This is a genomic window from Lysobacter lycopersici, from assembly GCF_007556775.1.
In the GTDB taxonomy this organism is placed as follows: domain Bacteria; phylum Pseudomonadota; class Gammaproteobacteria; order Xanthomonadales; family Xanthomonadaceae; genus Pseudoluteimonas; species Pseudoluteimonas lycopersici.
In genome coordinates this window covers 73,390-97,331 of the sequence record NZ_CP041742.1, presented here as the reverse complement: position 1 = coordinate 97,331, position 23,942 = coordinate 73,390, and the positions used below count along the sequence as shown (strand labels likewise).

Genomic DNA, 23,942 nt, shown 5'->3' with positions numbered 1-23,942 from the left:
CTTTCGGGAGTGGTACGGGAAATGAGGAACAACATCCTCAGAACGGCTTCGCCAGCACCAGATACACCACGCCGACCAGCAACAGCACCGGCAATTCGTTGAACCAGCGCAGCGCCTTCGCCGACGGCAGCGCGCGGCCCTTTTCGACACCCTTGAGCCAGCGTCCCGCGACGATGAAATAGGCGAGCAACAGCACGACGAGCGCCAGCTTTGCGTGCAACCAGCCTTCCACCGCGAACATCTTCGGCAACGCGTTCGGGAACACGCGCCAGCCCTGCCACAGCGCCAACCCGAACGCGAACGCCATGCCGAACATGTTGTGCCCGAAGCGGTACAGGCGCTTGCCCATCAGCAACAGCCGCGCGCGGACCGCCGGCTCGTCGCCGGCCTCGGCCAGGTTGACGAGGATGCGCGGCAGGTAGAACACCGTCGCCATCCACGCGATCACGAACACCACGTGCGCGGTCTTGATCCAGAAATAGGTTTGCATCGACATCCTCCTCGGCAACCGCGATAGCATCGCACGATGGCGAAACATTACGACCGCGACTACTTCGACCGCTGGTACCGCGATGGCGGCATCGGCGGCCGCCAGCGGCTGGCGCGCAAGGTCGCACTGGCGGCGGCAACGGCCGAATACATGCTCGAACGCCCATTGCGCACCGTGCTGGATGTCGGCTGCGGCGAAGGCGCGTGGCGCGCGCCGCTGCTGAAACTGCGTCCGAACGCGCACTACCTCGGCTTCGATTCCAGCGAATACGCGGTGTCGCGCTACGGGCGTGCGCGCGACCTGCGCTTCGCCCGCTTCGGCGATTTCGCGCAATTGCGGCCCTGCCCGCCCGTCGACCTGCTGGTGTGCAGCGACGTGCTGCATTACGTGCCCACGCGCGAACTCGACCGCGGCCTGCCCGGCCTCGCCGAACTCTGCGGCGGCGTGGCCTTCCTCGAAACCTTCACCCGCAGGGATGCGGCCGCCGGCGACGAAGACGGCTTCCTCGGCCGCAGCGCGGATTTCTACCGCCGGCGATTCGAGGCACTGGGCTTCCGCCATATCGGCGCGCATTGCTGGCTCTCGCCGCGACTCGCGCACCACGCCAGCGAACTTGAAATCGGCTAACCGTGGGAGCGACGGAAGTCGCGACTGGATAGGCCGCGGCCAGCAAAGGTCGCGACTCCCGTCGCTGCTACAGAAGCGAAATGGGCTCCGATCCGCCGATTTGCCGCGCCGATCACATCGGCCCGGGCCGGATCGGCTATGCTGCGCCGCAGCAACCGGAGGCATCGATGCTGCTCTACCAGCTCCACGAATGGAACCGCGCCTGGCTCGAACCGTTTTCGACCTGGGCCGAGGCCAACGCGCACATGCTGTCCTCGCCGCACAGCTGGATGTCCTCGCTACCGGGCGCGAACCGCGCCGCCGCCGGCTACGAACTGCTGCATCGCATCGGCAAGGATTACGAGAAGCCCGGGTTCGGCATCCACGAAGTGGAAGTCGATGGCCGCAAGTGCCCGGTCGTCGAACGCGAGGTGCTGCGCACGCCGTTCTGCCGCCTGCTGCGCTTCAAGCGCTTCAGCGACGACGCCGGCGAACTGCGCAACATGAAGGACGATCCGGCGGTGCTGGTGGTCGCACCGCTGTCCGGGCACCACGCGACCTTGCTGCGCGACACCGTGCAGACGCTGCTCGGCGCGCACAAGGTCTACATCACCGACTGGATCGACGCGCGCATGGTGCCGGCGTCGGACGGCACGTTCACCCTCGACGATTACGTTTCCACCATCGAAGGCTTCATCCGCCACATCGGCGCGAAACACCTGCACGTCATCAGCGTCTGCCAACCGACCGTGCCGGTGCTTGCCGCGGTGTCGCTGATGGCCGCGCGCGGCGAAGACGTGCCGCGTTCGCTGGTGATGATGGGCGGGCCGATCGATACACGCGAATCGCCGACCGCGGTCAACAGCCTCGCGATGCAGAAGCCGTTGTGGTGGTTCGAGCAGAACCTGGTCCACTTGGTGCCGGCGAACTTCCCGGGCCGCGGCCGCCGCGTGTACCCGGGCTTCCTGCAGCACATGGGCTTCATCGGCATGAATCCCGAACGCCATTTCATGTCGCATTGGGACTACTACCAGGACCTGGTCAAGGGCGACCTCGACGACGCTGCTGCGCACCGCCGCTTCTACGATGAATACAACGCGGTACTCGACATGCCGGCCGAATACTACCTCGACACCGTGCGAACGGTGTTCCAGGAACACCTGCTGCCGCGAGGCCTGTGGGACGTCGGCGGCGAACGCGTGGATCCGTCGAAGATCAGGGATTGCGCGTTGTTCACCATCGAAGGGGAACTCGACGACATTTCCGGCCAGGGCCAGACCCGCGCCGCGCACAAGCTCTGCACCGGCATCCCCGAACGCGACCGCAAGCACCTCACGGTGAAGGGCGCCGGCCACTACGGCATCTTCAGCGGCCGCCGTTGGCGCACGCAGGTGTATCCGCAGGTGAAGGAATTCATTGCTGCGCACGATGGGGCGACGAAGCCCGTCGCGAAAGCGATGAAGAAAACGGCGAAGCGTTCGCGCTGATTCCGTTCGTCATGCCCGCGAAAGCGGGCATCCATGGACTTTCGCCATCAGTAACAAGGTCCTTGGATTCCCGCTTTCGCGGGAATGACGACTTATTGGTACTGCGCCGACTTCACCAGCAGGTGCTTGGCCAACAGTCCGTGCAGGCGACCGATGCCGCGCGCCAGATGCAGCGTGGCGAACAACAGCAGCACGCCGCCGAGGACCGCCGCGATCCATTCCCACCACGCGAACTGGTCGAGCACCTGGTAACCGTCCACGAACAGGTTGCCGTTGAAGCCGAGCACGAGCGAGATCGGCAAGGCGATGAAGGCCGCCGACACGCTCAGCAGCGTCACCACGATGCTGGAGTAGGCGATGCCCAGCGGCAGCATCAGCAGGAAATAGAGTTGCGTCGACCAGGTGCGCGGGTCGGTGAACATCGCCCATATCCGCTGCAGCCACGGCTTGCCGCGTTCGCTGTAGAGCGGCCGGCGCGGCATGCGTTCGCCCAGCATCACCTCGACGATGCGGCCTTCGACCAGCGACAGCAGGCGCACCGAACCGAAGTACAGGATCACGAACGGGATGCCGATGATCAGCACCGCCAGCCCGGCGGACATCGATACGCCGGTCACCACCCAGGTGAAGTAGAAGATGCCGGTGGCCAGCGCCAGCAACATGTAGAACAGCGCGCCATAGGTGCGCGGATCGGCGATGACGCCGAAGAAGCGCCCCGGCGCGGAGCCTCGCGGCGCGGGTGTCGGCGGGCGCAGCGCGGTCTGCACCTTCACCTCGGTGTCGCGGTAGATGTCGGCGACTTCCTCGGGCGCGCCGTAGCTGCCGGCGACTGAAGCGATGACTTCGGCCTCCGACTTTTTTGGATTCTCCGCGAGTTCCGAACGCAGGTATTCCTCGGCGTCGTACAACGCGTCCTGCACCAGCGCCGGATCGGCGCCTGCCAGCGCACGGCGCAACTGCTCCAGGTAATCGGGAATGGTGGTCGGCAGGCTGCTCATGCGGTCTTCCCCTTCAAGACGGTATCGACGGAATCGCGGGTCGCGCGCCAGGCGGCGCTCCAGTCGGCCAGCGCGGCGCGGCCGGCGGCGGTGATGCGGTAGTAGCGGCGCGGCGGACCCGACATCGACGGTTCGACGAAGCTTTCCAGCAAACCGCCCGCCTCGAGGTTGCGCAGCACCGGATACAGCGCGCTCTGCTTGCCCGACAGCACGCCGTCGAGCGATTCCAGCCGCTTGGCGATCTGGTAGCCGTACATCGGCTCGGCGGCGGCAGCGACCACGGCCAGCAGCGCCAGCGAGACGGTGCCGGCGCTCAATTCGCGCTGGAACTTGCGCAGCAGGGCTTCGTCCATCGGGCGATCTCCACTATTCCGGAACGAACACTACTACTCAGTTCGATATAGTGAATATGCCAGTAGTCACTTTCACCGCCGTTTACCGGCGTCGGGCGCAGGGTCGGGCCGTGGCCACCCCACGCCACAAGGAGCAAATCCATGAGTCGCGGCGACAAATCCGCCTATACCGACAAGCAGAAGCGCCAGGCCGAACACATCGAGGAAAGCGAGCGCGAGGCCGGCCGCAGCAAGCAAGACGCCGAGCGCATCGCCTGGGCGACGGTCAACAAGCAGGACGGCGGCGGCAAGAAATCGGGCTCGGGGCGCAAGGCCTCGGCAAGAAAAACCGCGAAATAGTGCTCGCTGTCATCCCGGCGAAAGCCGGGAACCAGCTTTTTTAGCACTCATTCCGAAGGGCTGGATTCCGGCTTTCGCCGGAATGACGATTCAAGGACCTGCGGCTATGCTCGGGCCATTCCGTCGCCCGAGAACCCGACATGCCCGCCGCGATCCCTTCGTTTGCACGCGTCCTGATCCTCGCCGCCGTCCTGGTTCCGACGTTCGCCGTCGCGGACACGCCCGACAAGAAGCCGTATCGCTCCGCCAAGGAGATCATCGACGCCGCACCGGCCTCGGCTTGGCGCGACCTGGATCCGGCGAACACGCTGTACATGCAGTTGCCGGCCGGCCGCGTGGTGATCGAACTCGCGCCGGGCTTCGCACCGAACCACGTCGCCAACATCAAGGCGCTGGCACAGGGCGGCTTCTGGGATGGCACCAGCATCTACCGTTCGCAGGACAACTTCGTCGTGCAGTTCGGCGACGCGGATGCGGACGATCCGGCGAAGGCGAAGCACTTCCCGGCGAATGCGAAGGACAAGCTGCCCGCCGAATTCACCCGCAACAGCGAAGGCGTGGCCTTCGACAAGCTTCCCGACGTGGACGGCTGGGCGCCGCAGGTCGGTTTCGCCGACGGTTTCCCGGTCGCGCGCGATCCGAAAACGAGCACGATGTGGATGACGCATTGCTACGGCATCGTCGGCGCGGGACGCAACAACGATCCGGCCAGCAGCACCGGCGCCGAGCTCTACGTCGTCATCGGCCAGGCCCCGCGCGCGCTGGACCGCAACCTCACCCTCGTCGGCCGCGTGGTGAAGGGCATGGAACTGCTCAGCGCAATCCCGCGCGGCCCGGACCCGATGGGTTTCTACGAGAAGCCCGAACAACGCACGCCGATCGTCTCGATCAAACTCGCCAGCGACGTGCCCGAATCCGAACGTACGCCGCTGCAACTGCTGCGCACCGACATCCAGGCTTTCCGCGACGCCACCGAAGCCCGCCGCAACCGCGTCGACGATTTCTACCAGACCCCCGCTGGCCACATCGACCTGTGCAACGTGCCGCTGCCGACGCGAGATCCGATGGTGAAGGCGGATGCGGGGAAGTGATTAGGCTCATCGTCGTGTAACCGATATGTATTTGCAGTTAGGCTTCACATGGACATGCACTCGCGGATCGTTACACCTGTGAAATCACTGACACCCTCACCGGTGTTCGGCCTTGGCTCAATCGTGGTTGCGGGATTGCTCGGCGGACCTATCGCTGCCGGTGCTCTTGTTGCTTGCAATGGAGCAGTGCAAGGTGAATCCCGAAGAACCGTTTTGACGCTGGGCTTCTTCGTACTAGCGTCTGTCGCGTGGTTTTTGGTGTTGTACAACGTACCGCGGGATACGCTTTCGGAACTGCTGGCCCATGTCCCGCAGGTCTTCATTTGGTGGCTCGTAGCAGTCTTGCTGCTGCGCAGTGTCTTTAAGTCGCATTCTGCGGCGGGCGGACAGTTCCGATCGATATGGCTAGCCGTTGGCGTAGGCATTCTGGTTTCTGTGGCGTTGAGGGTGTTGTTGCGAGTTTTTCTGCCGAGCCTTCTGTAAACACCAGAAATCACAGGCTGAGGCTTCAGACCCAGCATCTCCGCGACAATGCTGGGTTTCGCAAGCTCAACCCAACCTACGAAGCTGAAAGGAAAAAGCAGGTCCTTCGGCTTCGCCTCAGGATGACGGCACGGCGAGATTCCATCACGCCAAATTTGCTTTCGCGGCGGCAACCTATGCCTCCCCACACGAGAGGCACGCCAAGATGCCGCGAGTCCGCCTTCGCATCACCGGTTCCGACGACGATGCCCGCGCGATCATGAACCTGCTGCAAAGCCTCGACGGCATCGAACACGTCGAGGAAATCGCCGACCTCATGCCACGCATGGACGACGCCGATTCCAGCTCCGCCGGGCTCAGCGACGACGAAGGCCCCGGCACGCACGAGGTCGAGATCCTCGCCCCCAACGAATCCACCGCGCGCAAGGTGCGCGAAGCCGCGGAAGCGCTGGCCTTCGACCTCGACGCCGCGGTGGAATTCGAGGAAGCCGACGAAGACTGAAACTCAGGGCACCGCCTTGAGCGCGGCCGCGATCGCCGGTTTCAACGCCGCGATCGCCGGATCCTGCGACTGGTCCGCGCCGATGTACGCGGCCTCGAGGAACTGCACCAGGTCGTGCCGACGCGCGAGCCAGGTCGCATCGCCGTAATCGGCTTGCGGTGGCCCGAGCCTGGCGACCAGCGCCGCGAACCACGCCTTCCACGCCGCATCGTCGATCAAACCGCGATGCGCCGCGTACAGCACCGGTCGCGCGAGGCGTTCGCCTTCGCCGAACACGTAGGCGTGGCCGTCGGCGGCCATCGCCTGCGAGGCCACCGCCGCGAGCAAACGGTCGAGCTGCGTCCGATCCAGTGTGGGGTTCAACGCAAGCTGCATCGCCCAGTCCGCGCCATGGGCCACGCCGTGGCGCCAGCCCGCGCCGTTGTCGTAGCCGCGGTAATCGCGCACGGATTCGAGGTAGGTCGAAGCGCGTTCCACCATCGCCGCGCGTTCGTCGCCACGCATCCAGGGCGCGACGCGGTCGCTGCGCGCGACTTCCGACAGCACCAAGGCGGCGAACGGTTTGCGGAAGCCGTCGGCGTCCTCGCCGTCGAGGCGCGCGTACAGGCCATCGCGCAGTTTGCGCAGTTCGCCTGCATCGAACGCACCGGCGCGCATCCACGTGCTGAAGGCTTCGTAGGCGATGCCGTCGCGCAAGGCGGGATCGGGATCGCCGAGGCAATCGAGCAGGCCTTCGGCCAAGGCATTGCGCGAAGCAGCATCCGGCATCGCGAATTGCACGGCCTTCAGCGCCTGCAACGAAGCGCGATCCTGCCCCGCCGGCGGGCACGCGGCGAATGCGCACGACCACGACAGCCACAACAGCGGCACGAGCAGGATGCGCATCGTTCGTTCCCCGTTCGCGGCGATCCGCCGCGACGACACGCTACATCGACGCGCCGTCGAAGGGTTTGATCGAAAGTGTCGAAAGGTCGACGTCGGGCAGGCAGCGGATGTTGACCATGGTCATGGCGCTGCCGTCGCGGCCCTTGCCCTCGCTGAAGGGTGCAATGCCGCAGTCGGGGCAGAAGTGGTGGTCGATGAGATGCCTGTTGAACCGGTACGTGCCCATGTCCGCCTCGGGCGTCTTCAGGGTCAGGGCGTCGCGCGGGAAAGCCGCAAGCAAGGCACCCTTGCGCCGGCACATGGAACAGTTGCAGTCGATCGCCTCGCGGACCTCGCCCTCCAGCGTGAACGCGATCCTGCCGCAGTGGCAGCTTCCTTCGTGGGTGGCCATGCCGGATTCCTCGATACGTGGGAAGCCGAGCCTAAACCAATGGCCGATGCCGCCGGATGACGGCGCGGCTAAGCTGAGCGTTTGACCCCGGGGAACCCGCCATGCACAAGACCCTGCTCGCCACCGCGCTGCTCGCCGCCTGCCTCGCCGGCTGCACCAGCGCCCCCGCCACCGCCGCTGCCGGCGAAGGCGCTTCCGCCGCCACCGAGGCCACCGCGATGTCCCCTGCCGATGCGAAGTTCGCCGATGTGTCGAAGCGCTGGCTCGACGGCTGGCTGGCGCTGAACCCGGTCAATGCCACCCAGGTCGGCGACCACCGTTTCGACGACCAGCTCGACCAGCTCGACGCGCCGGGCCGGCAGCGCATCGTCGATTTCAGCAAGGCGATGCTGGGCGAACTCGATGCGATCGACGCGAACGCGCTGTCGCGCGAGAACCAGGTCGATGCGGCGATCCTGCGCAACCAGCTGCAGGGCGACATCTGGAACATCGAGACCTACCAGGGCTGGGCCTGGGATCCGCAGGTCTACAGCGGCCTCGCCGGCGGCGCGATCTACAACCTGATGGCGCGCGACTTCGCGCCGATGCCGCAGCGGCTGAAATCCGCGACCGCGCGCATGGAGGAGATTCCCGGGCTGTTCGCGCAGATGCGCGCCAACCTGGATCCGAAGCGCGTTCCGCTGATCCATGCGCAGACCGTGGCGAAGCAGAACAACGGCGTGATCGACCTGGTCGACCAGTTCATCACCCCCAACGCGGGCCAGTTGCAGGGCGAAGATCGCGCGCGGCTCGATGCCGCGGTCGCGAACCTGCGCAAGGCGGTGGCCGAGCAGCAAACCTGGCTGGACAAGACGCTGGTGCCGAACGCCAAGGGCGATTTCCGCATCGGCGCGAAGCTGTACGACCAGAAGCTGCAGTTCTCGCTGATGTCCTCGCTCTCGCGCGCCGAGATCAAGCAGCGCGCGGAAGCGGAAATGACCCGCGTGCGCGGCGAGATGTACGACATCGCGCGCGGCGTGCTGAAGGATCGCCCCGGCGCGCCGCCGACGCCGGAAAACCCGAGCGACGACCAGCGCCAGGCCGCGATCGAGGCCGCGCTCGAACTCGCCTACGCCGACAAGCCCGCGCGCGACCAGGTGGTGCCCGCGGCCAAGGCGGCGCTGGCGAAGGCCACGGACTTCGTGCGCGCGCACGACCTCGTGACCGTGCCCGACGACCCGGTGAAGGTGATCCTGATGCCGGAATTCCAGCGCGGCGTCGCGGTCGCCTACTGCGATTCGCCCGGTCCGCTGGACAAGGGCCTCGACACCTACTTCGCGATCTCGCCGATCCCGGACGACTGGACGCAGGAACAAACCGATTCGTTCCTGCGCGAATACAACTCGCGCATGATCCAGTTGCTCGCGATCCACGAGGCGATGCCCGGCCATTACCTCGAGGGCGCGTTCTCGGCCCGCTACCCGTCCACGCTGCGCGCGGTGCTGCGTTCGGGCATGTTCGCCGAGGGCTGGGCGGTCTACACCGAGCGGATGATGACCGATGCGGGCTACGACGACGGCGATCCGCTGTTCAAGCTGGTGCAGCGCAAGTTCTACCTGCGCACGATCGCCAATGCGATCCTCGACCAGGGCGTGCACGTCGACGGCTGGAGCCGCGAGCAGGCGATGCGGCTCATGACCCACGACGCCTTCCAGCAGGAACGCGAGGCCGCCGGCAAGTGGGTGCGCGCGCAGTTGTCGAGCGCGCAATTGCCGACCTATTTCGTCGGCGTGCAGGAGCAGTTCGACATGCGCAAGGCGGTGCAGGCGAAGCTGGGCGACAAGTTCGACCTCAAGGCCTACCACGACCAGGTGCTGTCCTACGGCGCGCCGCCGGTGCGCTTCGTGCGCGAGTTGATGCTGGACGAACCGATCCGCTGAGCTTGCCCCTACCCTGTGGGAGGGCCTTCAGGCCCGACCATCGGTGTTGCGGCTTCGCTTTTGACAGCCGAATGGCTGGCAAAGCCGCTCCCACAGGGGAATATTTGACCCGCTTACGGCGGCACCAGCTCCTTCGGTGCGGCGCCGAGCGCGGCCACGGCTTCCTCGGCCGGGACCGGGCGCCCGAACAGGTAACCCTGCGCCTGGTCGCATCCGAGTTCGCGCAAGCGCTCCAGCGTTTCCGGGTTTTCCACGCCCTCGGCCACCGCGACCGCGCCGAGCGCGTGCGCGAGTTCCACCATCGATGCCGACAACCGCGCGCTGCGCTCGTCGCGGACGATGTCGGCGACGAAGTCGATGTCGATCTTGAGTTCGCTGACCGGGAAGCGCTTGAGGTAGGAGAACGACGAATAGCCGGTGCCGAAGTCGTCGATGGCAACGCCCACGCCCATGCCGTGCAGCGTGCGCAACGCATCGGCGATCGCCGGCGCATCCTCGACGAACGCGTTTTCCGTGACCTCGACGGTCAATGCGCGCGGCGGTACTTCCCAGATCTCCAGCGCCGAAGCGACCTGGTCCACCAGCGGCTGGTCGACGAAGGCCAGCGGCGAAACGTTGACGGACACGGTCGCGCGCGGATGCGTCGATAGCCATTGCGCGCAATGGCGGAGCGAGGCGTTGAGGGTCCAGCGCGTAAGTTCGCCGATCAGGCCGGTCTGCTCGGCGAGGCCGACGAACTTGGCCGGCGGCACCGGCCCCAGCCGCGGGTTGTCCCAGCGCGACAAGGCCTCGAAACCGACCAGGTCGCCCGAGGCGATGTCGTGGATCGATTGCAGGTGCAGGCGCAACTGGTTGCCGGCGATGGCCGCGTGCAGCTCCCCGTATTCGACCAGGCGGCTGCGCCCGGTGCCGGAGAACAGCGCGAACCGGTCGCGCCCGGTCGCGGCGGCGGCGCAGGCCTGGTCGGCATGCAGGCACAGCGTTTCGAAGGATTCGGCGTCGGCCGGCCACGTGGCCGTGCCGACCGCGAAGTTGGCGCGGATCGGGCGTCCGCCGACGTCGAGCATGCCGTGCAACCCGCGCGCGACCTTGCTCGCGGCCAACGCGGCATGGTTGCGTTCGCGCAGGCGCGGCAGCAACACCGCGAAATCGCATTCGCCGATGCGCACGACTTCGTCGTCCGGGCGCAGCAGCGCCTGCAGGCGCGCCTCGACCGCGTCCGCGAGCGATTCGACCAGCGCATGGCCGAACAGGAGTTCCAATTCGCGCAGCCGCAGCGCGCGCACGACCAGCAGGCCGAACACCGCGCCGGCATCGCCGCCGTGCAACTGGCGGAAGAAGGCTTCCTGCAATGCGCTTCGATTCAACATGCCGACGATCCCCGGCCACGGTCGCGACGCGAACGCGGACAATGCCACAACGCACCGCGCGGGGACAACGGACGACGGCTAGAGGTAGAGCTCGGTCGGTTCCAGGCCGTACGCACCCGGATCGAGGCTGCGCACGATGTGCACGTCGCTTTCCTCCACTTCGCCATAGCGCATGGTCAGGAGGTCCAGCGACTGGAAGTTGTCGCGCAGGCGCTTGTCCGGGCTCGTCAACAGCATCAGCTTCGGACGCAGGCGCCGGGTCGGGTTCTGCGCCATCACGATGCCGACCTCGCCGGTGCTCAATTCCACCAGCGTGCCGACCGGGTATACGCCGAGGCATTGCACGAATTGCTCGACGAGTTCGGGCTGGTACAGGTGGCCGCGCTCGCGGTACAGCACCTGCAGCGCGGCGGCGCGCGAGAGCGCCGGGCGGAACGGGCGCGCGCTGGTCATCGCGTCGAAGCTGTCGACGATGCCGGCGATGCGCCCGAGCAACGGGATCTGCCGGATCGGCACGCCGGCCGGATAGCCTGACGCGTCGTAGCGTTCGTGGTGGGTGCGCAACATCGTGCGCACGTCCTCGTTGCCCAAGCCGGTGTCGTCGTAGAGCTTCAGCCCTTCCTCGACATGGCGGTGGATGGCCCGCGTTTCCTCGGCGTTGAGCGGTCCGTTCCGCCGCAGCAGTTCCGACGGCAAGCGGGTCATGCCGATGTCGAGCAGCATGCCGCCGGTGGCGAGGTCGTTGAGCACCATTTCCGGGAAACCGAGGTAGCGGCCGAAAGCCGCGGCCAGCGCGCAGCAATTGATCGCATGGCCATAGGCGTAGTCGTCGCGCTTGCGTAGCGTTTCCAGCCAGAAGAACGCGTCCGGGTTGCGCACCAGGCTCGCCACCACCGGTTCCACCGCGGCGGTGATCTGCTCGCGGCTGACGCTGCGGCCGCTGCGCAGGGTGTCGAGGATCTCCGATGCGCGCTCGGAGACGGTTTCCATCGCCGATACCGCCTGCGGCAGCTCGTCCTCGACGCTGGCCTGGCGCGGATATTCGGCCGCGCCGATCCAGGTCGCTTCGCGCGAACTCGCGGTTTCGATCGGGCCGATCGCGCCGAGCCCCGCGCCGGCGGCCGTGCCGCCACCGCCCGCGGCGGGCGACAGGGTCCGCAGCGCCGGCAACGGATCGGCCGCGCTGCTCTTCTGCACGTCGATGTAGACCGAATCGCAGTATTCGCCGAGGCGTTCGACCTGGGCCTTGTTGCGGATCAGGAAGCCCTGCAGCGCGAACGGCGTTTCGGTCCACGGCCGGTCGAGGCGGCTGACGAACATGCCGATGCGCAATTCGTGCACCCTGACCTGGCGCTCCTCGATTTCCATGCGCGGCGCATGCGCCCCCGGCGTGACGACGATCCGATTGTAGACGCTCGGCACGCAGGCGCCACCTCGGCGCCCCCGGATTCCCGGCACGACGGCGGTCGGCATGGACGATACTGGCCCGATGTCGCCCGATGCCCGCAAAGCCACCCTGCAGATCCACCTGTGCGTGGTGTTGTGGGGCTTCACCGCGATCCTCGGCAAGCTGATCGGCCTGCCGGCATTGCCGTTGGTGTGGTGGCGCATGCTGCTGGTGGTGGCCGCGCTGGCCTTGCTGCCGCCGTGCTGGCGCGGCCTGCGGGCGATTCCACGCCGGCAGAAGCTGGCCTACGCCGGCATCGGTGCGCTGGTGGCGCTGCACTGGCTGACCTTCTACGGCGCGATCAAGCTGTCGAACGCCTCGATCGGTGCAACCTGCATGGCGCTGGCGACGGTGTTCACCGCCATCATCGAACCGTGGCTGGCGAAACGGCCGTTCTCGCGCCGCGAACTGGTGCTTGGCATCCTCGTGGTGCCCGGCGTGGCGCTGGTCGCCGGCGGCGTCGCCCCGGGCATGCGCGCGGGCATCGCGGTCGGCGCGGTGTCGGCGCTGTTCGTCGGCCTGTTCGGCTCGCTCAACAAGCGCTTCGCCGGCCATCACGACCCGCTGGCGGTGACCGCGCTGGAACTCGGCGCAGGCATCGCGTTGCTGACCGTGCTCGCGCCGATCATGCCGCTGCTCTTCCCCGCTTTCGCCGGCAATCCGTTCGCGTTGCCCGGTGCGCGCGATTTCGGCTTCCTGCTCGCGCTGGCGCTGGCCTGCACCCTGTTGCCGTTCGCGCTGTCGCTGGTCGCGCTACGCCACATCAGCGCCTTCGCCGCGCAACTCGCGGTGAACCTCGAGCCGGTGTACGCCATCGCGCTGGCGGCCCTGCTGCTGGGTGAACAGCGCGAACTCACGCCCACCTTCTATTCCGGCGTCGCCATCATCCTCGGCGCAGTGTTGCTGCACCCGCTGCTGGCGCGGCCGCGCGCCCTTTCCCACCCGGAAACGCTGGCCACCTCCGAGGCCAAGGGCGCAGCCGAATGAACGCGAATCGCACCCGCCGCGCGTTCGTGGCAGGCTAGCCGCCTTTCCGCCACGCGACGCGCATGTACCTCGAGCACTACGGACTCGGCGAAGCGCCGTACTCGATCACCCCCGATCCGCGCTTCGTGTTCCTCAGCGAGCGCCATCGCGACGCGCTCGCGCACCTGCTGTTCGGCATTGGCCAGGGCGGCGGCGGCGGTTTCGTGCAGCTCACCGGCGAGGTCGGCACCGGCAAGACCACGCTCAGTCGCCTACTGCTGGAACAATTGCCGGAGAACACCCGGGTCGCGTTGCTGCTGAACCCGCGGCTCGGTCCGATCGAACTGCTGGAAACGGTGTGCGAGGAACTGCACATCGACATTTCGAGCGCGCGCGGCAGCGGCAAGGCGCTGGTGGACGCACTCAACGCCTACCTGTTGCGCGCCTACGCCGACGGCCTGCGCGTGGTGCTGATCGTGGACGAGGCGCAGAACCTCTCGGCCGATGCGCTGGAGCAGGTGCGCCTGCTCACCAACCTCGAAACCGACACACAGAAACTGCTGCAGATCGTGCTGATCGGCCAACCGGAACTGCGCGATGCGCTGGCGAAACCGGAACTGCGCCAGCTCGCGCAGCGCATCACCGCGCGTTTCCACCTGACGCCGCTGTCGGAAAGCGAAACCGGCGAATACCTGCGCCATCGCTTCCGCGTCGCCGGCGGCCGGCATTTCCCGATGACCGCGGCGGCAGTGAACCGCGTGCACAAGCATGCGAACGGCATTCCGCGCCTCGTCAACGTGATCGCTGAACGCGCCCTGCTCGCCGGCTATGCCCGCGATGCGTCGACCATCGATCCTAAACTGGTCGATGCCGCCGCGCGCGAAGTTCTGCCGACACGCAACGCGGTCGGTAGACAATTGCCGACGGCATGGTTGCTCGGTACGGCAGGCGTATTGCTGCTCGGTTTGATTGCCTGGACGATTTGGCGTCCCGCGACAAGAACAGTCGCGGCAGGGATGCCGCTCCCACAAAAGCCTACCCTCGCCGTCGCTGCAAAACCGGCGATTCCGCGCCTCGATGCGACCGCGCTTGCAGGAGCAGTCGATGCCGCCGGCGCATCACCGGCACCCGCTTGGGAGGCACTACTCGGCACGTGGACACTGCCGGCGTCCGCGATCACCGTCGATCCGGCCAGCGCGGCCTGCACCGCGACCGCCGCCGACGTGCATTGCGTGCAGGGCCGTGCGCGCCTCGACACATTGCAGGCGCTGGATCGCCCCTTGTTGCTGCGCCTGCACGGCCAGTCCGGCGACGCCTGGGCGCTGCTGCTCGGCCTCGACGCGCGCAACGCGCGTATCGCGCTATCGGGAAACACCTTCGACATCGACCGCCTTACGTTGCAATCGGCGTGGACCGGCGAATACGCCGGGCTGTGGCGCGGGCCGGATCCGGCGCTGCCCGCGGACATCGCCGCGTTCCAGGACGCGCGCGGCCTCAGCGCCGACGGCGTCGCCGGGCCCGAAACCCTGATGGCGCTGGCCGGCGATGCGCCCGGCCCGCACCTGCTGCGAGTGCTGGAGTGATCGCATGTCCTTGATCCTCGAAGCGCTGCGCAAATCCGAAGCCGAACGCCGTCGCGGCGAAATGCCCGACCTGCGCGCGGAATTGCCACCGCCGGCCGCGCGATCGCAGCGAGCGTTGCGTCGCGCGCTGCCATGGATCGCGACCGTCGCCGCGATCGGAATCGTGGCGATGTTGCTGTTGCATCCGTGGTCGCACGATGCCGCGACACCTGCTGCATCGACGGCAACGACGACACCGGCGCCGGCCGAAAGCGTGCGCCTGCAACCGCGGGCCGCTGTCGCACAACCGCCGCCGACACCACGCGTCGCCGAACGCGAACCGCCGAAGCCGCAATCGGCGCCACCGGTTGCAACACCAATTCCGCCGCCGCAAGTCGCGCCGCCGCCCGTGCCCACCGCTGCGATTCCACCGCCGCCCGCGCCTTCCGCCGATGCGGAAACCGCGGTCAACGCCCTGTCCGCCGACCAGCGCAAGGCGCTGCCGCCGCTGCAACTGAGCATGCACATGTGGGACCCGGATCCGGCGAAGCGTTTCGTGATCCTCGATGGCGAGCGTTACGTCGAGGGCGACAGCGTCGGGCCGATGCAGGTCCGCCGCATCGACGCCAATGGCGTGCTGTTCGACTGGCAGGGCCGTTCGATCCGGCTGCCGTTGCGTTGAGGCGATCGCACATGCAAACCATCGACTTCGAACTGGACCGCGAATTCGTCGAGCTCAACCAGCTGCTGAAGCTGGCGGGCCTGTGCGATTCGGGCGGCGCCGGCAAGCAGCTCGTCGCCTCGGGCGCGGTGCGCGTGGACGGCGCGGTCGAACTGCGCAAGACCGCGAAGATCCGCGCCGGGCAGCGCGTGCGCGTGGGCGAGGTCGAAATCCGCATCGTCGGCATGTGAGATCCGCCGCCTTCACGCGAACCATGATGTCGAAGGGCGCGGTCGACGCGCCGGGGACGCCATGCAAGCCTTCGCCGCCATGAACGTGGATATCGACCGTGATGCCTTCGGCGCCTTGCTGCAGCGCCATTCCGGCATCGTGTTCAAGGTCGCCAACAGCTATGCGCGCCATCCCGAGGATCGCGCCGACCTGGCCCAGGAAATCGCCGCCCAGCTGTGGCGCGCGTGGCCGAAGTACGACCCGTCACGCAGCGCGACCACGTGGATGTACCGCATCGCGCTGAACGTGGCGATCAGCCATGTCCGCACGCAGTCGCTGCGGCGTCGCCACGACGCGGTCGCGCTCGACGACGCGGATTTCGACGTCGCCGACGACAACGCCGCCGACCCGGAGCACGAACAGCAACTGCGCCTGCTGCAGGGCTTCATCGCGCGGCAACCGCCGCTCGAACGCGCCCTGCTCCTGCTCTACCTCGAGGAACGGCCGCAACGCGAGATCGCGGAAATCCTCGGCATTAACGAATCCAACGTCTCCACCAAGATCGGGCGGCTGAAACAGCGCCTGCGCGACGAACTCTGACCCCTACCGGACACGCAATGGACATCGCCATGGAACCCGACGACATCAAATCCGCCTGGCAAGCGCTCGACCGCCGCCTGCAACTGGACAATGAGCTGAGGCTGCGCGATTTGCGCGGGCGCGAGCTCGACCGCGCGCGCAGCAGCCTGCGTCCGCTGTTCTGGGGCCAGGTCGCGCAGATCCTGTTCGCCATCCCCTTCATCCTGCTGGCCGCGCTGCTGTGGATGAGCCATCCGCAGCACGCCTCCACCATCGCCGCCGGCGTGCTGGTGCATGCCTACGGCGTGCTGACGGTCATCGCGGCGGGCGTGGTGCTCGGGCAGATCGGCGGCATCGACTATTCCGCGCCGGTCATGGACATCCAGAAGAAACTGCTGCACGCACGCACGCTCTACATCCGCAGCGGCATGGTCGCCGGCTTGCCGTGGTGGTTCCTGTGGATCGCGATCCTGCAGGTGCTGGCCGGTTTCGGCGACGTGGACCTGATGCAGAAGGCACCGTCGCTGCTCTGGATCGGCTATGGCATCGGCATCGCCGGCCTGCTCGCCAGCTGGTGGTTCCATCGATGGGCACGTCGTCCCGAACGCGCGGAATTCGGCCGCAGGATGGACGACAGCCTGACCGGAGGCAGCCTGCGCCGCGCATTGGCGCAGGTCGAGGAACTGCAACGGTTCGAACGCGACTGATCCGCCGATTCCACGATGCGAGGGCCGCGATACGCGGCCTTCGCGGTGCCGCGCTCAGCGCGCTCCGGTGCGCGCCGCGCCCTTGCCTTCCCCACTGCGCTTGCCGTCCTTGCCGGCGTCGGCGGCGTCGGCCTTGCGTTCGCCCTGTTCCTGCAGCGCGCGCGCGTATTCGGCCATCGGCGCTTCGTCCGGGCAGCGCTTGTCGGGGAAACCGAATTTCGGCAACAACCCGATGCCGCAGTCGCGCATCGCGTCGACGTGCTGCCCCGGCTTGCCGCAGTCCCGGTCGAGCGCGCGCTGGAACGCTTCCTTGCGACGCAGGAAATCCTGCCCGCACTGGCGCAACACGCGCAGGCGCTCGAGGTCGTCCTGCACCGGGTTCGCGCCCTCCAGCCCGAACTGGTGCAGCTCGTCCGCGCTGAGCAGGCGCAGGTCGCGGCTGGGCACGGTCATCATCAGGTCGGCGATGGCGGTGGCGGCGCCGTTGCGCTGTAGGTAATCGTCGAGCTGCGAATGCACCTGCTGCAATTCCGCCGTCAGTTGCTGGCGCGTGGTCGCGGTCGAACTCAGGCGGATCATGCGGTGGATGCCGACCGCGCCCGACACCAGGCGCTGGTCGCCGGCAGCGAGGATCAGCACGCAGGCGCTGTGGCAAACCGCGCCTTCGCGCACCCACACCGTCCAGTGCTCGTCGCCCATCGCGTCACCGGCGCGGATGCCGTCCTCGATCACGCCGCCGGGCGAGTCGAGGTCGAGGATGCGGTGGCGGATGCCCATGCGCGCGGCCATCGCCGCGGTGCGTTCCACCGTGTCGGCGAAACCGGCATCGATCTTGCCGCGGTAGTGCAGGCGCACCACGTCCGCGTCGCGGCAGGGCGACAACGCATCGACCATCGCGAAATAGTCGAGGCTGCGCAGCAGTTCGCCATCGCCGGTGGAATAGTCGCTGCTGCAACTGATCCGCGCATCGCCCTCGCCGAGCTTCGCCGCGGGCCATTGCGTGCCGGCCAGCACTTCCTCCGGCGTCGGCTTGGGCGCGGGCTTGTCCAGCGGCGCGGCGCTGATCGCGCCGCCGCTGCTGTCGGCGCTGGTATGGGTCGCGGGCGCCGCTGGCTCGGGCGCTGGCGGCTCGCGCCCGCAAGCCGCGAGCCCGGCGAGCAGGCACGCCACGCCGAGCAAACGGATATGGAACGATGGCGCGGGCACGGGCATGGCGACAAGTCTAGGGTCCGCCGACCGTCCGCGCACGAACCTGCGATGAACGCCGCGCAGCGCGCGCGAATGTCCCGCCCGTGGCGGGATTTGCGTTACTTTCCTCGTCAACGCAACCGGATCCCGGCGAATGATGATCTTCGTGCTGCTGCTGTTCCTCGCCGTGCTCGCGGCCTGGGCGATGTTCGCCTTCAACCGGCTGGTGCGCCTGCGCAACCAGGTGAAGACCGCCTGGGCCGACATCGACGTGCAACTACAGCGTCGCCACGACCTCGTACCCTCGCTGGTGGCGGCGGTGCAGGCCTATGCCGGGCACGAGAGTTCGACGCTGAAGGCGGTGTCCGAGCTGCGCGCACAGGCGCTGTCGCAGACGCAACCGGCGCGGCTGGGCGAAGTCGAAGCCTCGCTGGAACGCGAACTCGGGCGGCTGATCGCGCTCAAGGAGTCGTATCCGGACCTCAAGGCCAACCAGAACTTCGCGCAGCTGCAGCAGGAGCTGGTGAAGGTCGAGGAACAGCTGCAGTACGCGCGGCGTTTCTACAACGGCGCGGTGCGCGACCTCGACAATGGCATCCAGCGCGTGCCGGACGCATTCGTCGCGCGCGTGTTCGGCTTCAAGGGCGCGGAATTCTTCCAGGCCGAGGCCGGCAGCCGCGATGCGGTGAAGGTGGAGATGACGCCATGAAGCAGGCCGCCATGATGCGACTTCGCATTTTCGTGCTGTTGCTGTTCGCACTGGCGACGCCCGTGTTCGCGCAGGAACGCATCCTGTCCTACGACAGCACGATCGCGGTGAATGCCGACGGCAGCATGGACGTCACCGAAACCATCAAGGTGCATGCCGAAGGCACCGACATCCGCCGCGGCATCTACCGCGATTTCCCCACCCGCTACAAGGATCGCTACGGCAATCGCGTGGTGGTCGAATTCACGCCGATATCCGTGCTGCGCGACGGCAACAACGAACCATGGTTCACCGAGCGCAAGCCGAACGGCGTTCGCCTCAACACCGGCAACGACGATTTCCTGCAAGTCCCGGCCGATTACACCTACACCCTGCGCTACCGCACCACCCGCCAGCTCGGATTCTTCAAGGACCACGACGAGCTGTACTGGAACGCGATCGGCACCGGCTGGGATTTCCCGATCGAATCGGCGAGCGTGGACGTGCGCCTACCCCAGGCGGTACCGGTGGACGCGATGCGTGCCGAGGGCTACACCGGGCCACAGGGCGCGAATGGCCAGGACTACGCGGCCAGCCTGCCGGAAGCCGGACATGCGCACTGGCAGCTCACGCGACCGCTCGCGCCGCAAGAAGGCATGACCATCGTGCTCAGCTTCCCCAAGGGGATCGTGACCGCGCCATCGAAGGCGCAGCGCCTGTGGTCGTTGCTGAAGGACAACCGCGGTGTGCTGGTCGCGCTTGGCGCATTGTTCACGATGTGCCTGTACGCGTTCCGGCGCTGGCAAGCGGTCGGACGCGACCCGGCGCCCGGCATCGTCATCGCCCGCTACGAACCGCCCAGGGATTATTCGCCGGCCGCGCTGCGCTTCATCCAGAAGATGGGCGGCGACAACCGCTGTGTCACTTCCGACCTGCTCTCGCTGGCAGTCGCGGGCTGCCTGCGCATCGAACGCGACAAGGGCCTGCTCAGCGACAAATGGTCGCTGCAACGCACCGGCGACGACGCGCACGCCGCGCTATCCGCCTCGCAACGTGCGTTGCTGGCCGGGCTGTTCAAGGACGGCGGCACGCTGGAACTGGAAAAGGACAACGCCGCGCTGCTGCAATCGGCGATCGGCGCGCAGAAGAAGGTGCTCGAGGACGCCTACGCCGGGCGCATGTTCCAGCGCAACCTCGGCAGCGTCGGCCTCGCTGCATTGGTCGGCATCGGCGGCATCGTGCTCGCATTCCTGCTGTCGGGCGGCGGCGGAATCCTGCTGATCATCGCCATCGGCGTGCTCGTGGCCGCGGCGCTGATCGCCTTCGGCATCCTCGTGCGCGCGCCCACGCCCGAGGGCCGCAAGCTGCTGGACGAAATCGCCGGACTCAAGCTCTACCTCTGCGTCGCCGAACGCGACGAACTCGCGCGCATGCCCGGCCCCGACGCGCCGCCCCTGCTCGATGCCGAACGCTACCAGGCGCTGCTGCCGTACGCGGTGGCGCTGGAGGTCGAGGAAGCGTGGACGCGCAAGTTCACGCTCGCGGTCGGCGCGGCCGCGGCCGCGACGGCGACCGCGGGCATGGCCTGGTACCACGGCGTCGGCAGCGACAACCTGTCCAGCCTCACCAGCGCGATCGGCAGCAGCCTGAGTTCGCAGATCGCATCGGCCTCGACGCCACCTGGAAGTTCCTCGGGTGGCGGCGGCGGCGGATTTTCCGGCGGTGGCGGCGGCGGCGGCGGTGGCGGCGGGCGCTGAACCGTCGCGTCGCGCTAACGCGCGCATCGGCAGCATCGGCCTCCCCTGCTTCGGGAGAACGCCATGCATTACGTCGATGGAATGGTGACGCCGGTGCCGAAGGCGAAACTGGCCGAGTACCGCAAGATGTCGCGCCTGTGCGGCAAGGTGTGGAAGGAACACGGCGCGCTGGAATACATCGAATGCGTCGCCGACGACGTCAAGCCGGGCAAGACCACCTCGTTCCCGCAGGCGGTGAAGCTGAAGGCCGGCGAAGTGGTGATGTTCTCGTGGATCGTCTACCGCAATCGCCGCGACCGCGACCGCATCAACAAGCTGGTGATGGCCGATCCGCGCCTCGCGGCGATGATGGATCCGAAGAAGATGCCGTTCGACGCCAAGCGCATGTTCTGGGGCGGGTTCAAGCAGATGATCGTGCTTTGACGCGCGTGCGCCGCGTTCAGGCGCGCGCGAGCCGCCAGAACGGGATGTCGCGGCGCATGCGCCAGCCGCTGCGTTCGTAGAGTTGCTTGGCACGGGTGTTGGCGTGGCTGACGTGCAGGAACGGCAACCGGCCACCGCGCAGCGTGTCGTTGACGAGGAATGCGGTGAGCCGACGCGCGTAACCGTGGCCGAGGAAATCCGGGTGCGTGCAGATCGCGCTCATCTCGCGCGCGGCCGGGGCGCCGAGGCGTTCGCCGATCATCGCCGCGAGTCTTCCGCCTTCGTAGATGCCGAAATAGCGCCCGAGCAGCATCGTGCGCGGGCGGAAATAATGCGGATACACCAAGGCGGTCAGCGCCAGCACGTCGTTGCGGTGGAGTTCGCCGAGTTCGAGGATGTCCGGCCCATCGACTTCCTCCAGCGGTTCCCCGCGCACCATCTGCGCGAGGTCGGCGAAGGGTTCCAGCGTCCAGCCGGGCGGCATGCGCGCCGGCGCGATGCCGAGCAGCAACGCTTCGTCGCCTTCCGGCACCAGCGCGTCGAATGCGTCACCGACATCGACGCCTGCATGCGCCACGCCGAGGAACGGCGCGACATCGGCCGGATAGCGCGCGACATCGCCCCGGCGCAGGGCGATGTCGCGATGCAGGCTGTCCAGCGCGGCGAAGAACGGGTTGTCGAGGCCAGCATCGTCCATCCGCATCACCAGGACATTCCCGTTACCAGATATGCACGCGATCCTGCGGCGCGCGCCACATCGGCTGGCCCGGCTTCACCCCGAACGCCTGGTAGAACTCGGGGATATTCGACATCGGCCCGAGCACGCGCCACTTCGCCGGCGCATGCACGTCGGAGAGCAGGCGCGTGCGCAACACTTCCTCGCGCTGCTGGTACAGCCAGCCCAGCGAATAACCGAGGAAATAGCGCTGCAGCGGCGTCAGCCCGCCGATCTCCTTGCCCTGCTTGTACTGCTCGGTCTTCTCGAACGCCTCCAGCCCGAGCAGGATTCCGCCGTAATCCGCGATGTTCTCGCCGAGGCTGGCCTTGCCGTTGATGTGCAGGCCCTTGATCGGTTCGTAGGCATCGAACTGGTCGACCATCTTCTGGGCGGCGGCGTTGAAGCGCTCCGCGTCTTCCTTGGTCCACCATCCCGACAGGTTGCCCTGCGCGTCGTACTGGCGGCCCTCGTCGTCGAAGCCGTGGGTGATCTCGTGGCCGATCGTGCTCGCGGCGACGTAGCCGTAGGCGACCGCATCGTCGACCTGCGCGTCGGCCACGCCCGGCACCATGAAGATCGCCGCGGGCAGCACGATCTCGTTGTTCGACGGGTTGTAGTAGGCGTTGTAGGTCTGCGGCGTCATGTCCCATTCGGTCCGGTCGACCGGCTTGCCGAACTTGGCCAGGTTGTCCTGGAACTGCCAGCGCTGCGCGTCCATCACGTTCGCCGCGTAGGAATCGCGGCCGACCTCAAGCGCGGAATAGTCCTTCCACTTGTCCGGATAGCCGACCTTGGGCGTGACCGCAGCGAGCTTGGCCAGCGCCTTGGTCTTTGTATCCGCACCCATCCAGTCGAGGCGCTCGATGCGATCGTGGAAAGTGGAACGGATCGCCTCGACCAGCGCCGAGTAGCGCTGCTTCGAGGATTCGGGGAAATAGTCCTTGACGAAGATGCGCCCGAGCACCATGCCCATCGCGTCGTTTTCCTCGTCGATCACCCGCTTCCAGCGCGGGCGCTGTTCCTTCTTGCCCGACATCGCCTGGCCGTGGAAGCGGAAGTTCTCGGCGTCGAACGCGGACGAAAGGTAGGGCGAATAATCGTCGACGAGGTGGTAGCGCAGGTAATCCTTCAGCACCGGCAACGGCGTGGACTGCAGCAGCTTGTCCTCGGCGGCGAGGAATTCCGGCTGGCCGACAAGGATGTAATCCGGCTTCAGCCCCCAGGCCGCGAGCCGCGCGGTCCAGTCGATCGAGGGCGTGTACTTCGCGGTGAGTTCCGCCATCGCCATCTTGTTGTAGTTCTTCTCCGGGTCGCGCAGGTCCTCGAGCTTGCGCGAGGATTGCGCCAGCGCGGTTTCGAACGCCATCACTTGTTCGGCGGAAGCACGCGCCGACTTGGCATCGCGGCCCAGCAACTCGAAGCTGCGCGCGATGTGGTCGACGTACTCGGCGCGGATCTTCGCCACGCCGGCTTCCTTGTTGAAATAGAAATCCCGCTCCGGCAGGCCGAGGCCGCCCTGGCGGACCTGCACCGCCATGGTCGCGCTGTCCTTGTCGTCCTGGCCGATGCCGATCCCGAACAGCCCGCGCACGCCGATGGGTTTGAACGCGAACACGGTGTCGAGCACGCCCTGCACCGAATCGATGGCGTCGATGCGCGCGAGTTCCGCGTCCAGCGGATGCGCGCCGAGCCGGTCCGCCTTGGCCGTATCCATCGCGGTGGACCAGAAGTCGCCGATCTTCTGCTGGTCGCTGCCGGCTTCGGCCTGCGCCTTGGCCGCGTTCTCGCTGATCGTGCGCAGGCGTGCGTACAGCTCTTCGCCGACTTCGTTGCCGATGCCCCAGCCGGATTCGGACGCGGGGATCGGATGCGCCTTCAGCCATGCGCCGTTCGCGTATTCGAAGAAGTCCACGCCCGGATCGACCGAGGTGTCCATGTGCGAGGCGAGGAAATCGGGCTGCGGTACATCGGCGGCGATGGCGCCCGTGGCGAAAGCAAGCGCCGCACTGAGCAACGCGATTCGGAAGAAGGACTTGGTGCGGCGCATCGGGGCGCTCCTGGGACGGGACGGTCCGCGGACTGTGCCGAAGCCGACCGCCGT

24 protein-coding genes and 3 pseudogenes are annotated in these 23,942 nt (G+C 67.2%); 16 read left to right on the top strand and 11 right to left on the bottom strand.

Annotation, left to right across the window (positions count from 1 at the left end):
- Window positions 1-37: 37 nt before the first annotated feature.
- Window positions 38-490, bottom strand: a complete 453-nt coding sequence (locus tag FNZ56_RS00550) for a CopD family protein (protein WP_143877993.1) — start codon at window positions 488-490, stop codon at window positions 38-40.
- A gap of 36 nt (window positions 491-526) precedes the next feature.
- Here FNZ56_RS00550 and FNZ56_RS00545 point away from each other — a divergent pair, with 36 nt between their 5' ends.
- Complete coding sequence (locus FNZ56_RS00545) at window positions 527-1,117, top strand: class I SAM-dependent DNA methyltransferase (RefSeq protein ID WP_143877992.1); 591 nt, start codon at window positions 527-529, stop codon at window positions 1,115-1,117.
- 170 nt (window positions 1,118-1,287) lie between these two features.
- On the top strand, window positions 1,288-2,583 hold the full coding sequence (locus FNZ56_RS00540) for a polyhydroxyalkanoate depolymerase (RefSeq protein ID WP_143880212.1): 1,296 nt from the start codon (window positions 1,288-1,290) through the stop codon (window positions 2,581-2,583).
- 92 nt (window positions 2,584-2,675) lie between these two features.
- Here the strand turns inward: FNZ56_RS00540 and FNZ56_RS13085 are convergent.
- The 3 genes and pseudogenes from FNZ56_RS13085 to FNZ56_RS00530 all read right to left on the bottom strand — a co-directional run.
- Window positions 2,676-2,783: pseudogene (locus tag FNZ56_RS13085) on the bottom strand (sensor domain-containing protein); the annotation flags it as partial.
- Window positions 2,760-3,581 (bottom strand): annotated as a pseudogene (locus tag FNZ56_RS00535) (sensor domain-containing protein); the annotation flags it as partial. The pseudogenes FNZ56_RS13085 and FNZ56_RS00535, both read right to left, overlap by 24 nt.
- Complete coding sequence (locus FNZ56_RS00530) at window positions 3,578-3,934, bottom strand: PadR family transcriptional regulator (RefSeq protein WP_143877990.1); 357 nt, start codon at window positions 3,932-3,934, stop codon at window positions 3,578-3,580. The gene FNZ56_RS00530 and the pseudogene FNZ56_RS00535, both read right to left, overlap by 4 nt.
- Window positions 3,935-4,075: 141 nt before the next feature.
- On the opposite strand from FNZ56_RS00530, the pseudogene FNZ56_RS00525 reads away from it, so the two are divergent.
- The 4 genes and pseudogenes from FNZ56_RS00525 to FNZ56_RS00510 all read left to right on the top strand — a co-directional run.
- Window positions 4,076-4,270, top strand: a pseudogene (locus tag FNZ56_RS00525) (HupB); the annotation flags it as partial.
- 143 nt (window positions 4,271-4,413) lie between these two features.
- Entirely contained in the window at window positions 4,414-5,364 is a 951-nt protein-coding gene (locus tag FNZ56_RS00520) for a peptidylprolyl isomerase (RefSeq protein WP_143877988.1), read from the top strand.
- Window positions 5,365-5,412: 48 nt separating this feature from the next.
- Window positions 5,413-5,847 carry a hypothetical protein gene (locus tag FNZ56_RS00515; protein WP_143877987.1) on the top strand — a complete coding sequence of 145 codons (435 nt, stop codon included), beginning with the start codon at window positions 5,413-5,415 and terminating at the stop codon, window positions 5,845-5,847.
- Between the two features lie 205 nt (window positions 5,848-6,052).
- Window positions 6,053-6,349, top strand: coding sequence for a hypothetical protein (locus tag FNZ56_RS00510; protein ID WP_143877986.1), 297 nt, complete (start codon window positions 6,053-6,055; stop codon window positions 6,347-6,349).
- A 3-nt stretch (window positions 6,350-6,352) separates the two neighbouring features.
- On the opposite strand, the gene FNZ56_RS00505 is transcribed toward FNZ56_RS00510, so the two are convergent.
- Window positions 6,353-7,234 (bottom strand): DUF2785 domain-containing protein, encoded by an 882-nt coding sequence (locus FNZ56_RS00505; protein WP_143877985.1) that lies wholly within the window; start codon window positions 7,232-7,234, stop codon window positions 6,353-6,355.
- Between the two features lie 40 nt (window positions 7,235-7,274).
- A complete protein-coding gene (locus FNZ56_RS00500; protein ID WP_143877984.1) occupies window positions 7,275-7,625 on the bottom strand; it encodes a GFA family protein in 351 nt (116 codons plus the stop codon).
- 101 nt (window positions 7,626-7,726) lie between these two features.
- Between FNZ56_RS00500 and FNZ56_RS00495 the strand changes: the two genes are divergently transcribed.
- Window positions 7,727-9,544: a DUF885 domain-containing protein gene (locus FNZ56_RS00495; RefSeq protein WP_143877983.1), complete on the top strand. Its 1,818-nt coding sequence runs from the start codon at window positions 7,727-7,729 to the stop codon at window positions 9,542-9,544.
- A gap of 113 nt (window positions 9,545-9,657) precedes the next feature.
- Here FNZ56_RS00495 and FNZ56_RS00490 read toward each other — a convergent pair whose 3' ends face one another.
- Both FNZ56_RS00490 and FNZ56_RS00485 read right to left on the bottom strand, forming a co-directional pair.
- On the bottom strand, window positions 9,658-10,914 hold the full coding sequence (locus tag FNZ56_RS00490; RefSeq protein WP_143877982.1) for a putative bifunctional diguanylate cyclase/phosphodiesterase: 1,257 nt from the start codon (window positions 10,912-10,914) through the stop codon (window positions 9,658-9,660).
- A gap of 78 nt (window positions 10,915-10,992) precedes the next feature.
- On the bottom strand, window positions 10,993-12,336 hold the full coding sequence (locus tag FNZ56_RS00485) for an HD-GYP domain-containing protein (RefSeq protein ID WP_185970757.1): 1,344 nt from the start codon (window positions 12,334-12,336) through the stop codon (window positions 10,993-10,995).
- Window positions 12,337-12,403: 67 nt separating this feature from the next.
- On the opposite strand from FNZ56_RS00485, the gene FNZ56_RS00480 reads away from it, so the two are divergent.
- From FNZ56_RS00480 to FNZ56_RS00455, 6 genes are all read left to right on the top strand, one after another.
- A complete protein-coding gene (locus tag FNZ56_RS00480) occupies window positions 12,404-13,348 on the top strand; it encodes a DMT family transporter (protein WP_143880211.1) in 945 nt (314 codons plus the stop codon).
- Window positions 13,349-13,410: 62 nt separating this feature from the next.
- Window positions 13,411-14,910 carry an ExeA family protein gene (locus FNZ56_RS00475; protein ID WP_143877980.1) on the top strand — a complete coding sequence of 500 codons (1,500 nt, stop codon included), beginning with the start codon at window positions 13,411-13,413 and terminating at the stop codon, window positions 14,908-14,910.
- A 4-nt stretch (window positions 14,911-14,914) separates the two neighbouring features.
- Complete coding sequence (locus FNZ56_RS00470) at window positions 14,915-15,571, top strand: general secretion pathway protein GspB (protein ID WP_143877979.1); 657 nt, start codon at window positions 14,915-14,917, stop codon at window positions 15,569-15,571.
- Between the two features lie 11 nt (window positions 15,572-15,582).
- Window positions 15,583-15,801, top strand: coding sequence for an RNA-binding S4 domain-containing protein (locus FNZ56_RS00465; RefSeq protein ID WP_143877978.1), 219 nt, complete (start codon window positions 15,583-15,585; stop codon window positions 15,799-15,801).
- A 61-nt stretch (window positions 15,802-15,862) separates the two neighbouring features.
- A complete protein-coding gene (locus tag FNZ56_RS00460) occupies window positions 15,863-16,381 on the top strand; it encodes an RNA polymerase sigma factor (protein ID WP_407070496.1) in 519 nt (172 codons plus the stop codon).
- 29 nt (window positions 16,382-16,410) lie between these two features.
- Complete coding sequence (locus FNZ56_RS00455; protein ID WP_221933308.1) at window positions 16,411-17,067, top strand: serine/threonine protein kinase; 657 nt, start codon at window positions 16,411-16,413, stop codon at window positions 17,065-17,067.
- A gap of 54 nt (window positions 17,068-17,121) precedes the next feature.
- Here the strand turns inward: FNZ56_RS00455 and FNZ56_RS00450 are convergent, their stop codons facing one another.
- Window positions 17,122-18,279 (bottom strand): COG3904 family protein, encoded by a 1,158-nt coding sequence (locus FNZ56_RS00450; RefSeq protein WP_185970756.1) that lies wholly within the window; start codon window positions 18,277-18,279, stop codon window positions 17,122-17,124.
- Window positions 18,280-18,409: 130 nt separating this feature from the next.
- Here FNZ56_RS00450 and FNZ56_RS00445 point away from each other — a divergent pair, with 130 nt between their 5' ends.
- From FNZ56_RS00445 to FNZ56_RS00435, 3 genes are all read left to right on the top strand, one after another.
- Window positions 18,410-18,964, top strand: coding sequence for a LemA family protein (locus FNZ56_RS00445; protein WP_143877976.1), 555 nt, complete (start codon window positions 18,410-18,412; stop codon window positions 18,962-18,964).
- A complete protein-coding gene (locus FNZ56_RS12810) occupies window positions 18,961-20,700 on the top strand; it encodes a DUF2207 domain-containing protein (RefSeq protein WP_185970755.1) in 1,740 nt (579 codons plus the stop codon). Before FNZ56_RS00445 ends, FNZ56_RS12810 begins: the two co-directional genes overlap by 4 nt.
- A gap of 63 nt (window positions 20,701-20,763) precedes the next feature.
- Complete coding sequence (locus FNZ56_RS00435; protein WP_143877975.1) at window positions 20,764-21,123, top strand: DUF1428 domain-containing protein; 360 nt, start codon at window positions 20,764-20,766, stop codon at window positions 21,121-21,123.
- Window positions 21,124-21,139: 16 nt separating this feature from the next.
- Here the strand turns inward: FNZ56_RS00435 and FNZ56_RS00430 are convergent, their stop codons facing one another.
- The gene (locus FNZ56_RS00430; protein ID WP_246064635.1) at window positions 21,140-21,826 is read right to left on the bottom strand and encodes a GNAT family N-acetyltransferase; all 687 of its coding nucleotides are present in this window, start codon (window positions 21,824-21,826) and stop codon (window positions 21,140-21,142) included.
- Between the two features lie 16 nt (window positions 21,827-21,842).
- The gene (locus FNZ56_RS00425) at window positions 21,843-23,888 is read right to left on the bottom strand and encodes a M13 family metallopeptidase (protein WP_143877974.1); all 2,046 of its coding nucleotides are present in this window, start codon (window positions 23,886-23,888) and stop codon (window positions 21,843-21,845) included.
- Between the last annotated feature and the right edge of the window lie 54 nt (window positions 23,889-23,942).